13 protein-coding genes are annotated in these 13,796 nt (G+C 53.5%); 6 read left to right on the top strand and 7 right to left on the bottom strand.

The genetic code is table 11. The features are described from left to right. The coding region (locus tag VR74_RS14460) for a site-specific integrase (RefSeq protein ID WP_045698013.1) at nt 1-844 on the top strand (844 nt) is incomplete at its 5' end. 245 nt (nt 845-1,089) lie between these two features. Continuing rightward, on the top strand, nt 1,090-2,154 hold the full coding sequence (locus VR74_RS14465; RefSeq protein ID WP_045698015.1) for a serine protease: 1,065 nt from the start codon (nt 1,090-1,092) through the stop codon (nt 2,152-2,154). Between the two features lie 145 nt (nt 2,155-2,299). Here VR74_RS14465 and VR74_RS14470 read toward each other — a convergent pair whose 3' ends face one another. The 5 genes from VR74_RS14470 to VR74_RS14485 form a co-directional block, all read right to left on the bottom strand. After that, on the bottom strand, nt 2,300-3,475 hold the full coding sequence (locus VR74_RS14470; protein WP_299950688.1) for a Shedu immune nuclease family protein: 1,176 nt from the start codon (nt 3,473-3,475) through the stop codon (nt 2,300-2,302). A 171-nt stretch (nt 3,476-3,646) separates the two neighbouring features. Continuing rightward, entirely contained in the window at nt 3,647-4,408 is a 762-nt protein-coding gene (locus VR74_RS21130; protein WP_299950691.1) for an abortive infection family protein, read from the bottom strand. A 202-nt stretch (nt 4,409-4,610) separates the two neighbouring features. Beyond that, nucleotides 4,611-5,672, bottom strand: a complete 1,062-nt coding sequence (locus VR74_RS14475; RefSeq protein ID WP_045698017.1) for an AbiJ-NTD4 domain-containing protein — start codon at nt 5,670-5,672, stop codon at nt 4,611-4,613. Between the two features lie 251 nt (nt 5,673-5,923). Next, nucleotides 5,924-6,844, bottom strand: a complete 921-nt coding sequence (locus VR74_RS14480) for a HEPN domain-containing protein (protein ID WP_045698036.1) — start codon at nt 6,842-6,844, stop codon at nt 5,924-5,926. Nucleotides 6,845-7,222: 378 nt separating this feature from the next. Further along, a complete protein-coding gene (locus VR74_RS14485; protein ID WP_045698019.1) occupies nt 7,223-7,552 on the bottom strand; it encodes a nucleotidyltransferase domain-containing protein in 330 nt (109 codons plus the stop codon). Between the two features lie 34 nt (nt 7,553-7,586). Here VR74_RS14485 and VR74_RS14490 point away from each other — a divergent pair, with 34 nt between their 5' ends. The 4 genes from VR74_RS14490 (at nt 7,587) to VR74_RS14510 (ending at nt 10,920) form a co-directional block, all read left to right on the top strand. Beyond that, nucleotides 7,587-8,042, top strand: a complete 456-nt coding sequence (locus VR74_RS14490) for a hypothetical protein (protein WP_045698021.1) — start codon at nt 7,587-7,589, stop codon at nt 8,040-8,042. A 686-nt stretch (nt 8,043-8,728) separates the two neighbouring features. Beyond that, nucleotides 8,729-9,742 (top strand): hypothetical protein, encoded by a 1,014-nt coding sequence (locus tag VR74_RS14500; RefSeq protein ID WP_045698025.1) that lies wholly within the window; start codon nt 8,729-8,731, stop codon nt 9,740-9,742. Next, nucleotides 9,736-10,497, top strand: coding sequence for a hypothetical protein (locus VR74_RS14505; protein ID WP_045698027.1), 762 nt, complete (start codon nt 9,736-9,738; stop codon nt 10,495-10,497). Before VR74_RS14500 ends, VR74_RS14505 begins: the two co-directional genes overlap by 7 nt. Before the next feature lie 69 nt (nt 10,498-10,566). Continuing rightward, on the top strand, nt 10,567-10,920 hold the full coding sequence (locus VR74_RS14510; protein ID WP_045698029.1) for a hypothetical protein: 354 nt from the start codon (nt 10,567-10,569) through the stop codon (nt 10,918-10,920). Nucleotides 10,921-10,934: 14 nt separating this feature from the next. On the opposite strand, the gene VR74_RS14515 is transcribed toward VR74_RS14510, so the two are convergent. Together VR74_RS14515 and VR74_RS14520 are read right to left on the bottom strand one after the other, a co-directional pair. After that, the gene (locus VR74_RS14515) at nt 10,935-12,449 is read right to left on the bottom strand and encodes a Fic family protein (RefSeq protein WP_045698031.1); all 1,515 of its coding nucleotides are present in this window, start codon (nt 12,447-12,449) and stop codon (nt 10,935-10,937) included. A gap of 304 nt (nt 12,450-12,753) precedes the next feature. Then, nucleotides 12,754-13,077, bottom strand: a complete 324-nt coding sequence (locus tag VR74_RS14520; RefSeq protein ID WP_045698032.1) for a DUF736 domain-containing protein — start codon at nt 13,075-13,077, stop codon at nt 12,754-12,756. Nucleotides 13,078-13,796 lie beyond the last annotated feature (719 nt).

Raw genomic sequence — 13,796 nt, forward strand, 5'->3', positions numbered from 1 at the left:
AAGGTTCCTGAAGGCGAAACGTGAGGTTTGGAAGCCATCAACACTCAAAGCGATCCAGATCTATCTCAACAGTTCGATCCTGCCTGCGCTCGGAGACCAAGCTATCAACCGTCTCACGACCAGCGACATTGCCGAGTGGTTTTATGCCTACAGCACCACCAGTCCGGGCGGTGCCAATCAGGCTCTCTCGCATTTGCGGAGCATGCTGAAGTTTGCACGTGAATCAGGTGTTCTGCCTCCGGACGCACCTGATCCTTCGAAACCGATACGGCGCAATACGCGGCGCGCGAGGGGTCGCCTTCTCAATGCGCAGCAACTGGCACAGCTCGGGGCATGGTTGGAAGCGCCTCCAATTCGCTGGCGCGATGTCGCCGATGCGATCCGGCTCATCCTGTTGACCGGATGCCGGTCGGGCGAGATCGCGCGACTGACCTGGGCTGAAGTTGGCAGCGACAAACTGAGCCTCAGCTCCACCAAGACAGGCAAGCGTGATGTCGTTCTGTCCCATCTTGCGTTGGCATTGCTTGATCGACGCAAGCGAGGCGCATCATCCGTATTTGTGTTCCCGCACCAAGCTAACCCGGCGAAGCCTATCGCCTCAATCGACGCGGCCTGGCGAGCGATCCGCCCGCTGGTCGGGTTGGCAAAAGACATCCGTCTTCATGACCTTCGGCACACCTATGCCAGTCACGCGATCATGATCGGCGAAACCCTGAATATGGCGGGAAAGCTCCTTGGGCATAAGAGGCCGAAGACGACGGAAATCTACGCCCACATGGACGCGCGGCATCTCGCGAAAGCAGCCGACAGAGTCGGGGACCTCATAGCGAATTGGTTGGGTTGAGTATCTGTTTGCCGTGTGGCCGGTGGCTGTTTTTGTTAAGAATCGGTAGTTGGCGCTTCGACTTCAACATCCCGGAAGCGGACCTAAAGAGCGACCGACTTAGGTGATTTCAATCCGCTCGGATTGAACATCGGATGGATACAATCAGCCGATCGCAGAGGTGAGCGAAAAGCAGAGCGTTGCGATCAAATCCTTTAGCCAGTTGCCAGCTTTGAGGGCGCCCACTGATAGGCTAAACCGGCCATATGGAAGAAACTCAATCTGAAGAAATAGGTATTCTGAAATCCATATGGAGGAGGAATGAGGCTGGCAAATGGGCGGTCCAAGACATGAAGGGGATCGACCTAAAGCCTCGAGAAGGCTTCGCGAGAGAATTCTTTGGAATAAAAAGTGAAGTCGAATTCTTGTCTAATCGGCCGGGTCGATCTCTGAGCGACTTCTTTAGATCGTTCGGACCAACAGAATTTTTACTTCGCCAGAGCATTGTTCCAATTGTCGCTTGGAATACGGGCGACGAGGAGGCGCATTGCATAGGTACAGGCTTCTTTATAAGTGCCTCTGGGTATTTGCTGACAGCGGCTCATGTTCTGCGTGACCCGATTGATGAAAACTATTCGTCAGTCACCGAGATAGAAAAGGGCAAGCATAAACTCAGCGATTCGCTAAATTTTGGAGCAATGCTGCCCGCAAATCCAGCTATGAGAAATGCGCCATTTGATATTCACCCAGCGATGCGTGAAGCCAAATGGTTCCTGTGTCCATTTGAGTGGACTTCTCATTGGGGACAAAACGTAGAGAGCCCATTAATTCACCAAGAGCCAGAATTTCGGCTGTTGCATGATGTGGGACTTTGCAAGGTTCGTGAGCAACCCCTCATCGGTCCTTACCAGCCGCTGAACATTGGTCTTCACAGTCTCGCAATTGGCGACCGAGCAGTTGCTATCGGATATGCAGGAATGCGGAACATCCGATTGCAGGGCGACGATTACCAGCCTGAGCTGTTTGTTTCAGTTGGCGCTGTCACCAATGTTCTTTCTGACAACATTAGCAAAAAGCAAAATTCCACCCCAGGCCCAAATTTTGAGTTTGAGGCGAAAATCCCAGGTAAAATGAGCGGCGGGCCAATACTAGTTGGTGGAGGCATACTCACGAAGGGTGTCGTCAGCCGCAGCTGGGAAAATGAAAATCATGCTACCGGTTGTTTGATCGCACCAATGATGACTTTGCCCGTAGTTGATGGAACAAGCCTGCTCGACCTACAGCAGAGCGGGAACGAAGGTATCGCTCGAATACAAGGACCAGACTTATAGATAACTAGCCATCTGCTGCTCGTCCAAAGCGCAACGGCTGCTTTTGCCCCGGTTGTGGAAATCCGGACTATCCCGGCGGCGGTCATCAATCCTTGTTGAGCGAACTAGGTTTATTGCGTGCAGATTTGAGTGAGAATGTTGCTCGCTACTCGGCGTGCTCCACAATGTAAGACGCCCGCTCATAGAGTTCGTCAAACGTCAAAACTGTCGGTCGAATCAGACTACGTCGATAGTCCTCGAAAGAAGCGTACTTCTGTAAGTTGGGTCCGTTCTCCGTTTCGAATTCAGACAGCTTACCAACGACCAAAAAAGAACCCGGCGAAATGTTATGTAGTAGTTCGCCGGTTGGGTTACCTTCACGATCTACAGCTTCAAAATGTTCCTGAAGCAACTTACTCGCCGCTCTAACAGTCGCCTGAAGTTGAGAGACACCCCCGGCTAAGTGTTCCGATGGGACCCATGCGCCAGTTCTATAGAAGTTTTCTTTAAGCAGAGGGGACTCATGCGTTTTTATCTCCACAAAACATAGAGCTTCCAGCGCACCCTTGGTTTTCAACAATCCGTCTATTCTTTTCCCTACGGTGCTGACAGAAACACCACTTACAATCTGCTCAAGTTTCCGGCCATCCAAAGCACTGAGAAATTGGTAGGACAAGCCATAGCCGAATATCCAAGTATTCTGTTCAAAGAAGTTCTGCCAAACGCGCTCTGCTGATCCACCGATTAGCGCCCGCTGAGCTTCAAAGTACTCACGGTCGTTTAGGAGCTTTTCAAAATTTTGCAGCTGATTTCGTCGATAACCAAGGGCAACAATGTCTCTTTCCCAATTCTCATTCTGCATAAGCTGGACAAAAACCTCAGAGTTCTTGTCGATTAGCTTGCGAGCCTGCAGTGTACCGACAATTAAACCGTCCAAGTCTGCGTCCGAAATTCGCCCTTTGCCGTTGCCGTCGAACGAAATCGTTTCAATTGAGGCCAGAAACTTTTTCAGCCTCGTGATCTCTTCGCCTACGAATGAAAAGTGTTCTTCTTTGTGTGGAACTTGTGAACTGCCAACGCGCAGGTATCTCTGAATAGTGAAGACTTTTATCGCGCGATTGTCCTCAAATACAGTCGCTTTGATTCGCGAGCGTCCTTGTGGGGTCTCCCGAATTGTAATTTCATTTAGGTCGGTAGTGAATTTTACTTCTTCAGCGGATTCCACGATTTCAGACAAAATTCTGATGCCGCGCCCAGAAGGCGCATCATTTATTCTTTTGCTATGAATCACCTTCCCGGGAAGGGTGTTGAAGAAGTATTCTGCGTCTTTGGCGTCCGGCAAAGCAGCCCCCAATGATGGTTCTAGCCGCATACTACTTTAGGTTTTAGATCAATGGAACCACCCGATTAGTCTTTCGGCTCACGTCTTCTATTGCGCCACAGCGGTCGTCAGAAAATTCCGAAAGCGGACGAAACCATCTGCTAGCCCAATCAGCCACATTAAGGCACTGTCCTAAGGCGTTTCGCTTTTTCTCACTTCGTACGTCTCAACTAAAAAAGTAGCTATTGCACCTGCTGTATTAACGGCAAGAGAGGCGTGTCGCGCAGACGGCCTGACTGGAAGCTTTGTGCCCCGTCCATGAGAATCTGAAAGACGGTTTCGCAACGTACTAAGACCATGAACAATTGTCGTCGCACCACCGAGAATTCTCTTTATCGAGTCCTCGCTATGTTCGCTTGGAGCGAGTTTCAATTCTTTGGAAACATTATTGTAGAGCTTTGGCAGATCGTCTTTATCTGTGTAGGTGATTGGCATCTCTTCAGCGATACGCTTCAGCACCGTCTCTAAGAGCGTTCGAGCTATCGTAATTGCGCCTTCAGGATCGGAAGAGCGTCTATCAAGAGCTTTCATCCAAATCTCATGTACGCCATCGGCATCGAAAGTCTTTAGACTGTCAGATGTAGCATCGTCCATAGGGGAGCGTGCAGCACCTTCGAGGTACTCGACTACCGCGGTGAACGCTGCGCTAATGATTTGGCGACGCTCCGCGTAAGTGGGTGCCTGGTTTTTTATATAAGGCCAAAACGCGCTCAGGTTCCTATAAGTGCGCACAAAATCCGGCAGACGGCTTTTAATTTGAGGATCGCCCATAAATTCCCGTCGAAGATGTTCGTAGACATGATTTTGATCCGAACCTCCGGTTGCTGAATCAATCAATATGCCTTCCATCATGTTTAGGCGCTCAAGCGTGCTCTCTGGTAAAAATTCATCCATTCGATGTATTTAATGCACTCCGTGGAAATTGTCGCAAAGTTTCAATGGAACGTCATAAGAATATTCGGCAATCAGCCTCGTTTGCGAACAATATGTTTCGTCTCTTTTTGCGCCCATTCGAGCCGCACGACGCTTAATCATCGACAGGCAGAAAATCGCTGCCGAAAGTAGTCACTCGATAGTCACGTTGATGCCGCAGGCACTACATCCGGCGGATTAGGCTTTTGATCCAAGACATAGATGTGTCGATGGCCCAGTCCGTTTGGTCATCTGATAGCTTAGGCATGGGACCTTGGCCGGGACCATGGGCAAAGGGGTTCCGGACATCACCGAACATCGATTTTAGCATCTCAGATTCCCACACGTCGATAAAGCGGCCGTTCTTTTCGCTGACCAGATTGTCGATGTAGTTGGACGCACCCTTTTCCTTGCTGGTCGTCCAACCTTTTGTGTCCGAAATAATCTTTATCGCGCTTTCGAGAGCGCACACGGCATGAAAAGCGGCTGTTCGGTCAGCACGGTCCCTGCGGTCGATCGCTTCTTTGATTTGTTCGTCCACGTTCTTCCATATCGGCGTAGAGACCAGCGCCCAGAATGGCTTCGCAACCTGCGCTGTGACGGTGTCGTCTAAAGCGAGTTGCAGCATCCCGTTATGGAAGCTCAGCGGATAGTTTGCGAGCTTGATCCGTTGATTAAGCTCATCGACCAAGTTCGCGAAAGTTTCGTTCATTCTGGCGTTTGACGCCCGCACACCATCTGCTCGCCTACCTGGCAACCGTATGCCCGGCCCACGATGCGGAGCAGCATCAGCACGCTCCGCTTCTGTGATTCTCGCGGGAAGTTCCAAGTTAGCTCTCTGAATTGCGCGCAAACGATACTGAAACGCCAATTCGATGAAGCTCAGGCGATCCTTCACGTGGGAGTCGGCGGCCTCCAAGTTGTCAGGAAGCTTTGTCAGAAAGTTTCTGCAAATCTTCGACAGGCTGTAAGCATGGGAATCTGTTGTGGTGTTGCCGTTCCAAGTCCGCTTCGAAAACCACCATCGGTCTGACAGCGACTCGCGCCCAAGCTCCATGGCCAACGCGTCATGTACGGGCTTGAGGCTTTGTTCAGTATAGTCGGACGGCTTGTCTGATTCTTGGCCCATCCAAAGTGGGTCCAATACCATGACGGCTGCCTGGTTCATGAAGCGCCGATCTTCCTCGAAGTATTGCGAGCGTATCACGACGTCTTTATATCGCCGCGAGAAAATATCCGTGATCATGGCCGCTCCTGCCTCCACTAGTTCCTTCAAACACTGGCCTAAAGACACCGTGGTTCAATCGCAACGTCTCACTACACGAAGCTACAATTCTGGCCGCGCAATGCTCGTCAATTATTCGAGAAACGTAGTGGAGGTTCATGGGCATGGGAACGTCCGCAAAGGGCCAATCGTTAGACACACGTTCCGGTACCTGCCGATGCATGAACATGCAGCCGCGACACGAAATGTAACCGCGAACAGCATTGGAGAGGTCATATCCCGGTTAGCGCGCTAGCTCTCAGCTGCTCGATCTTTTCGCGCGACCGGGTTTCAACAAGGGTTCGCAGGATCTCCGCGCGCTCGCCCAGCCAGACGAGTTCTTCGGCGGTAATGGTATAATGCTCTGAATAGCGTGCATCCACATAGGCGCGTTTCAGCAATTCGAACAGGCGCCGGTCATGCTTTGCCTCGCGTGGCCAGACAGCGATCAGCTCCGAGTCAATCTGCTCGGCCAGAGAGCGCAGGAATTTAATGCTGTGAGTCGAAGGCGAGTAGTTCGTCTCTACAAGGAGGAGGCAGGCATACAGGCGTTCAACAGCCTGATGGAGCATGAAGGACGCATCATTGTAGCGCGCACCGTTCAGACCGAACGCGTAAAATTCGAGGGCGCTTTGTACGCCCTCCATACGCTGCTCAAAATGCTTCACTGCGGTCGCCAGAGCTTCGTCGGGCGTCTGCGGCCTGGGTGTGATGAAGGGCGTGTTGCCCTTCAGGTCGTAGAGTGCAATGCCTTCCTTGATAATGTCGGAAAAGAAGTACTGACCCTGGGCGAGGGCGTTGTTCACCTCATCCATCGTGTGGACAATGAAATTGACCGGGGTTTTAATGCCCGGGTCACGCATCAGCCTGTCTTCGGCCCGGTACCAGTAGGTGGCAAAGTCGACGACGCTTTGCTGGTTTACCACGATCAGCAGGTCATAGTCGCTGAGGTATCCTTTGGCGGTATGCGGTTCGTCCACCCAGTTGCCGCGCGCATAGGAACCAAAGAGGATAATCTTGAGGATGCGGCCATCTTTCTTCTTCGGGGACGAGGCGCTCTTCATCGCGTCGGCAAATTCTTCAAAAAGAATTTCCGTCACGCGCTGGAGTTCGCGCTGTTTGCCGTGGGGGAGATGATCAAGATCGCTTCGCATGGCGCTCATATTAGGCAGGCTCGCACATTGTGCAAAGCGCCAATACAGGCTTCGGTTGAAGCATCCGATCGTAGCGCGTTGGGCATCGACGAGATCAGGCGAAGCGGGAGACGTCTCGATGACGCAATTGGTGTCCCGGTGCCGGTCGCCGACGGTGACGATCGGAGCTATCCTGGCCCAAAGTCGGCGATCGTGGATTCTCTGATGAACGGCAGGTTTGGACGAAATGGCGCCGGGTAGCGACCATGTATTTGGATGACTGACGCAGAGCGATCCTGACGCTCACGGAAACTGAAGATGGAGGCCAACCTGGCCTTCGGGTGCGATTCACTTCCGCCAGAGGCAGGTCATTGGAGGCTCCGGAAGCAGGAAAAAGTCCTAAACACGCTCATAGACCAAAATGCCATCAGTGCGGACTGCAGGACCAACAATCTCCAGTGTCACGTCTTCCGGGTCATACCATTCCAGTTGAACAGGATAGGGCAAAATTAGCTGTCTGCCCTTTTTGTTTTCGTCATCCCAGAAGATCCACGAGCCGTACCGCGCCTCAAGGTTCTTCCCAAGCATCTCTATTGCCAAGTCAACATCACTGTCTGGCCGATGGTTACCTCTGGCCCTGCTGCCAAACAAGTATACCCGCCGAACGGCCCGCCGCTCTGAAGCCCAGGCAATGATTTTCTCTTTGTCTTCGTCAGTTATGCCAATCATAATCTTTGGGGTAGGGTCTGGAGCATCTGAGTCAATGACTGAAGACGACAGAACGACCGCGATTGGCCTTTTCCACTATGCGCACTCGTATGCAGCCAGCGCGAAAGCTCTCCGCCAGCTAGATTTGAAGCTGACACACCCGGAGGCGCCAATTCGCTTTCAGTACAATCACGCCATTGAGCTCTATCTCAAAGCCTTCCTCCGCCTCCATGGCCTGACCGTGAAGGAGCTACGCTCGAAACCCTACAGTCACGATACTGAGGCGATGCTCAAGAAGGCAGAAGAGTTCGGATTGTATCCGGTGCTGCCGCATGTGGAGGCTATCGAGCGGGCAGGAAAGGATACTGTAGACCGGTACATAGTGACCGGCGCCCGGAAAGAGATCTTTCTCGATTTAATCAACGAAACTTGCGAGACGCTTCATGAACGAATTGGGCCGGACATATACAAAGCTGCAGGCCTCGCCAGAAAGATAATTCCGTACGGCTAGCCTAAGCTACCAAACGAGTAGCATCAGACCACCGAAGGTGATTGCACCCATCACCACGAACACAGCGTTTCCGGATCTTTCTGTAAACAGCCTGACCTGCACTAGTATCGTCGGTCCACAGATGTCTGGAAATTGAAACCTTACCAATTTTCCAAGGGCCGTGGAATGTCTGACTTCGGCGAGCTCCAGCCGGTACGTTGAAGAGCTACGAAGGTCCAGAATCTGGAAGTACGATGACGATGGCATCATTGGGTTCCGAGACCCACGCCGAAACCCGCCCTCCGAACTGGCTCGGCTACTCTGTAGCAGGTCACCAATATACGATGCGTGTGACTTGGAAACATTGACTTGATCTGACGACCATCCCGAAATAGAGTCTCCTAAGGGTCGAAAGACCCGAAAGCGCGATATGCGCTCGACCGGCAAATCAGCGGCTCTTGTCCTCTGAAATCATTGCCATTTCGGACTTTATGTTTCGTCCTTACACGCATCGTTTAGATGCCTGGGGTGTGACACCCACTTCCCTTCCGACCGGACTAAAATTCAGACCCTTCACTCTGATGGATATGAGGCATTTTTCAGGATTTCAGAGCGGGGCCTCTGTGAAAATTTCCTTTTTTTACAGGCAATTGCAAGATGTTAACATTATGATTGAACACTAACATTATCAATGTTAGTGTCCGATCATGATGTTATATAACGATGATCCCGCTCCAGATCCCCAGCGCCTGGCTCACCAGATTGCCAGCTATGTCGGTCAGATTCTGCATACGACTATGAGCGTCGAACCTGAATCCGCCCCGTCGGATTTGCCGGTTTTTCTGACGCGTGCCTATAGCTTCTACCGCGCGGACATTGTCGGACGGGTGTGCCTTCTGATGCTCGTGAATGATGCCGGCGATACGCCCGGGGATATCGCCAAGCATGTCGGATTGGTCGAAGCGCAGGCGGCTCGGCCGGTGATCATCGGTATATCAGCGCTAAGCGCCCGTGACCGGTCCCGTCTGATCGGACAGGGCGTTTCGTTCATTGTCCCCGGAAACCAGTTCTATGCGCCGGAACTGGGTATGGATTTGCGTGAACATTTCCGGACCCGGAAATCTGCGACACCCGATAGCTTCTCCCCCGCTGCACAGGCCGTCTTTTTTCATTACGTGCTCCGGCGAAATGAGGCAGCGACCACACCGTCCGAACTTGCAAGGGACCTGAAATATTCGCCTATGTCTATCGGTCGGGCTTTCGATGATCTGGTGGCTATCGGCCTGGCAGTCACGGAAAAATATGGCCGGGAGCGCCACCTTCACTTTCGAGGCGACCGCCGGGAAATGATGGAAAGCGTGCGCTCGCTCCTGCAAAGTCCTGTACGGAGCCGGAAACTGGTCTGGGGACCGCACCCACGTCCACCTATGCTACTCGGTGGCGAGTCAGCACTGTCCAAGCTGACCGACTTATCCCCACCGAAACTGGAGGTCTTTGCTATCGCCGCCACTGAGTGGAAGGGATTTGCCGCCAGCCAGGAATACCGCGAGCATCATTTTGACGAGCCGGACTTCGCCGTAGAGACCTGGAGCTATGATCCGGCAGGATTGGCGGATGGGCAGATTGCGGACCCATTGTCCTTGTACGCGCAATTCCGGGATCACGAAGACGAACGGGTGGCCATGGCTGCCGAGCAATTGCTGGAGCGCGTGCCATGGTAGTTGGAATCGACAAGTTCCGTGAGTTTTTCAAGGATTATCCGGATCATTATACAATCATCGGCGGGGCGGCGTGCGACATCCTCTTTGACACGGCCGGCCTCCCGTTCCGCGCGACCAAAGATACTGATGTTGTTCTTTGCATTGAAGTCATCGATGCCGCGTTTGGCGAAAGGTTCCGGGACTTTCTGAACACCGCAGGATATCAGGCCCGCGAACAAAGCGGCGGGCACCGCGAATTCTACCGGTTCCACAAGCCGAAACACCCTGAGTTCCCCTTTATGGTCGAACTCTTCTCCAAGGAGCCAGATGGACTCTTACTTCCTGCAGATACCGGCATCATCAGGCTGGACGCCGAAGCTGACATTGTAAGCCTTTCGGCGATCCTCCTTGATCCGGTCTATTTTGAAGCCCTGCAGAACGGCAGGCGTGTGGAAAACGGCGTGACGATCCTCGATCAGTCCATCCTCATCCCATTCAAGGCGCGCGCCTTTCTGGACCTGACCAAACGGCGGGACGACGGCGATGACAAAGTCAAAGGCGGTGATATCAGGAAACACCGCAATGATGTGTTCCGACTCTCACAATTGCTTCCTGGCAATGCCGTCGTGCAGGTCAGCGATCCTCTGCGCGAAGATATGCGCCAGTTCCTCAGCGCAATTGAGGAAGAAGGGCAGCTGAATCCCAAAGACCTCAAAGTGAGCATGACGCTCGAAGAGGCCATCACATTCCTGCGCAAGGCCTATGGGGTGGAATAGGCGCAACACGCCGGAATTCATCCGGTCGCCCGAGCCGGTACGGCGTCAGCGAACGTCCAGGAGAACCACATGGCGGGGCGTTTTCCAATCCTGAGAGAGGCAAATGAGCGCCGGTCCTTCGCCATTGGACCTACAGGATTGGACACTGACGCGCAGATGCTGACGATCACGCCTGGCAACCTGATTTTTGAAAAGCTTCTCCTGCATTGGCTCACAGCCAACAAATCGCGAAAATTTCAAAACGCGTTACCCGACACCTCAGGCGCAAAGTCTCATCTCGGACCCATCCGGATTGTCTGGTGCCTGGAGCGCTATCACGCGACCAAAGTCTCAGACGTGGGTGTCGATCTCAGCCTCAAGCGCCGCAGCTCTAAACGCTTGCCGCGCGGGATCCGTTTGAGAAAGACGCACAGCTTCATTTAGAGACGTGCACGAGCTCACCGTCGAAGGCTTTCGGCCAGAAAAGTCGCAAAAGGCTTGATATCCTGATTGGCGCTTGCTGCTTCGAGCGCTGCCATATAGGCGTCCCGCTGCTCAACCTTGATGACGAGCCAGGGATAACCAGCCGCTGCCAGCATGACATTCATCAGAAAGCGTGCCGTCCGCCCGTTTCCATCGGGAAAGGGGTGGATATAGACGAAGATAAAATGTCCGAGCACAACACGCGCTATCGCGTCAGTTTCTTCCCGCAGCAGGTTGAAGAAGGCTGGCATCGCATCTCTCACCGCTTCGACATTGAGCGGAACATGCTGTGACCCTCTGATATAGACCGGGTGGTTGCGATAGCCGGCAAGTTGAGCGGCGTTTAGAATACCAGCCTGAACACTTTGCCCGAACAGGGCTTGGTACCACGTTTGAAGATCACGCTTGACGATCTCACCCGGATTCTCCCCGTTCATCACATCCCTGACCGCCGTTTTGACGGTCTCAAACGCATCGACATATCCTTTTGCTGCCAAAGCGTCGCGCTGCTCTCTGTCGGACCCGATCATGTCCCGATTCCAGTCCCCCGAGCTGACCTTTTCGATCAGATCATAGCTGACCTGATATCCCTCAATGGAGAGGGAATGATAAGCGTCTGACGGCAACACGGCATCCATGTTTGCGATATAGGCGTCCGGATCATTCTGGCGCGCCGGTTCTGGAAAATCTGCATCAATGTCTGCTTTCATCTTTGCCCAAAGCAGGCGGATCCTGTTCACATAGGGTGAGACATCTCGCAAAGGGATGGCGAATGCGGCGTCGGCGTCGAAGGGATTGGTTTCTGTAACCTTGTTACCCGCGGCAATCATCGCGCTTTCAATCTGGTCAGCAAGGTCGTTGCGCTCAATGGATCGCAGCGCGCCCATGAGGCGCCCGGCGCGGATCACCTGGCTATTTTCCAGCAACAGGCGCAACACGCCAGAGGCATCCTTGACTGCGGCGAGGCAGGTGCGTGCCTCGACTGGGTGGTTCCGATAGAACGCCTCTGGCACCGCCACCAGGGCGGCATCAAGGGTATAGATTCGCAGACCATTCAATTGTGTTTGATCCGCTGCATCTGGAAGGTCAGCAGCCACGTCGTAGATGCTTGAGCCGTGCAGCAGCCCGGTCGACTTGTTGCTGGCGCCTTTTGCTCGCACCAGAAGTTGATCAGGCACGGTCCAATCTCCCGCGTGCAGCAGAAGGGACTGCTGGGGTGACAAACACCATGCCTTTTCAAATCGGTTGGTGAGGTAAGTTTTGCAAAACTCCCAATAGGCGGCATACCAAGCGGTCGTATCCCCATCGCGTTCTCCTGGACGAGAGGAGAGGTACCAGCCTCTCATGACCTGCTTTATGAAACCGGCCTGCTTCAGTCGCTCCATATGGGTGCGGCTCATATCCTGCGTCTGGAACACGGCGTTCCCCTGATCCTGCATATCTTTCAACACATGCAGGGATTCGGCCAGTTTTTCGTTCGGTTTTGCCATCTGGTTTTCGGCTCAATTTTTTGAGCTCTATTCCTTGAATAATTGTTCGCAAAAGATGCTATATATTTATTCGTAATAGATGTCGAATATTTATTCGTAAAAGCCGAATAATATTTACTCGTAAAAATCCACGGAAAACCGTGACCGAGAAAGGAGATCTAAATGCGTTGACCGACACCCGCGTCGTGGACGGGGTGTCGGTAAGAGTGCTCGCGAAGGTTCCTTGCGATTGAACAGAACGCGCAAGACGGTCCTGAAAGACGAATGGCGGTGACGGCTCCATCTGGAGCCGTCACCTGGCAAGTCAGTCCTTCGGGTTCCAGAGGATCACGTGCCGGCCCTTCTTGCCCTTTACGGGAGCGAGATTTGCATAGATCTTGCGGGCACTGATCTGCGGGTCTGCAAGGGTCAGCGAGACATAATCGCGTCCTGAGACTTTTGCCTTGCGTATCCAGCCGCCGCCGATTTCGGTCGAGGTTTCTCCGGCGAAGACGCGATAGTCGGGTTGTCCGTCTTCGGCTTTCTCCGCGTTCTTTTCGATACGGATGGGGCTGTTGAGGTTCATCATTGCGAGGGCGCCTTCAAAGCCGGTTTTGGTCTCAGAGACATATCCAAGTGCGTTTGCCATTGTGTATTTCCTTTCGTTTTTGCGCTTGTCCCGGGGACCCCTTGTCCCCGTCGACGCCGGACCGAAAGGACGAGGCGAGGCAGGCCTGAACCCGCAGGGGCGAAACGTGAGTGGAGCACCGGCGCAGCGGAGAATTTTGATGCGCGAGGAAGCCGCGCAGCGGCGGGGAAAATTCTTCGCGGCGCCGGTTTCAGGACTGGCTGGCCTCGTCCAGGTCATACGGCTTGAGACGGGAACAAGGGGTCCGGAACACGGGGCGCGGAAATGGAAGGAACTGAACGGGCTGACGATCGGGGATACATTGCGAGACCCGGAGACGCAGCGATTTTTACGCCCTGTCCGAATGAACCTCTCCCTTTGCTGGCACCCACGCACAAGACAAGTCTGCGCAAGAAGCCGCCCGATGCCTGGCACCGGACGGCCCCCATTCCGCCTGAACAGGAGACTGAATCCTCAGGCGGAGTCTCGTGCTGCAAAGGCAAGGGCATCTGCCTGAATAGGCTCTCGTCCACCTTCAAACAGGCCGGCATCCCGTGCCCATGCATCGGCAGGTACGCGCGCTCATGTGCGCGCCTCTAAACGGGCGAGCCTCGCACAGAGGCGCTGCGCAGCCCGCAGGCCGATCGCGATGGCGTCGGCAAGAAGCTCATCTGCAGCCTCTGTCAGGTGTGCATTATCCGATCCGGGATAATTGGCTTCGACACCCCAGAGGCTGATTT

The organism is Hyphomonas sp. BRH_c22 (assembly GCF_000961795.1).
In the GTDB taxonomy this organism is placed as follows: domain Bacteria; phylum Pseudomonadota; class Alphaproteobacteria; order Caulobacterales; family Hyphomonadaceae; genus Hyphomonas.

Coding starts and splice junctions, on each gene's coding strand:
- VR74_RS14465 (WP_045698015.1), top strand. CDS start 1,090: ATGGAAGAAACTCAATCTGAAGAAATAGGTATTCTGAAATCCATATGG.
- VR74_RS14480 (WP_045698036.1), bottom strand. CDS start 6,844: ATGCGAAGCGATCTTGATCATCTCCCCCACGGCAAACAGCGCGAACTC.
- VR74_RS14490 (WP_045698021.1), top strand. CDS start 7,587: ATGACTGAAGACGACAGAACGACCGCGATTGGCCTTTTCCACTATGCG.
- VR74_RS14520 (WP_045698032.1), bottom strand. CDS start 13,077: ATGGCAAACGCACTTGGATATGTCTCTGAGACCAAAACCGGCTTTGAA.
- VR74_RS14510 (WP_045698029.1), top strand. CDS start 10,567: ATGGCGGGGCGTTTTCCAATCCTGAGAGAGGCAAATGAGCGCCGGTCC.
- VR74_RS14505 (WP_045698027.1), top strand. CDS start 9,736: ATGGTAGTTGGAATCGACAAGTTCCGTGAGTTTTTCAAGGATTATCCG.
- VR74_RS14475 (WP_045698017.1), bottom strand. CDS start 5,672: ATGATCACGGATATTTTCTCGCGGCGATATAAAGACGTCGTGATACGC.
- VR74_RS14485 (WP_045698019.1), bottom strand. CDS start 7,552: ATGATTGGCATAACTGACGAAGACAAAGAGAAAATCATTGCCTGGGCT.
- VR74_RS14500 (WP_045698025.1), top strand. CDS start 8,729: ATGATGTTATATAACGATGATCCCGCTCCAGATCCCCAGCGCCTGGCT.
- VR74_RS21130 (WP_299950691.1), bottom strand. CDS start 4,408: ATGGATGAATTTTTACCAGAGAGCACGCTTGAGCGCCTAAACATGATG.
- VR74_RS14515 (WP_045698031.1), bottom strand. CDS start 12,449: ATGGCAAAACCGAACGAAAAACTGGCCGAATCCCTGCATGTGTTGAAA.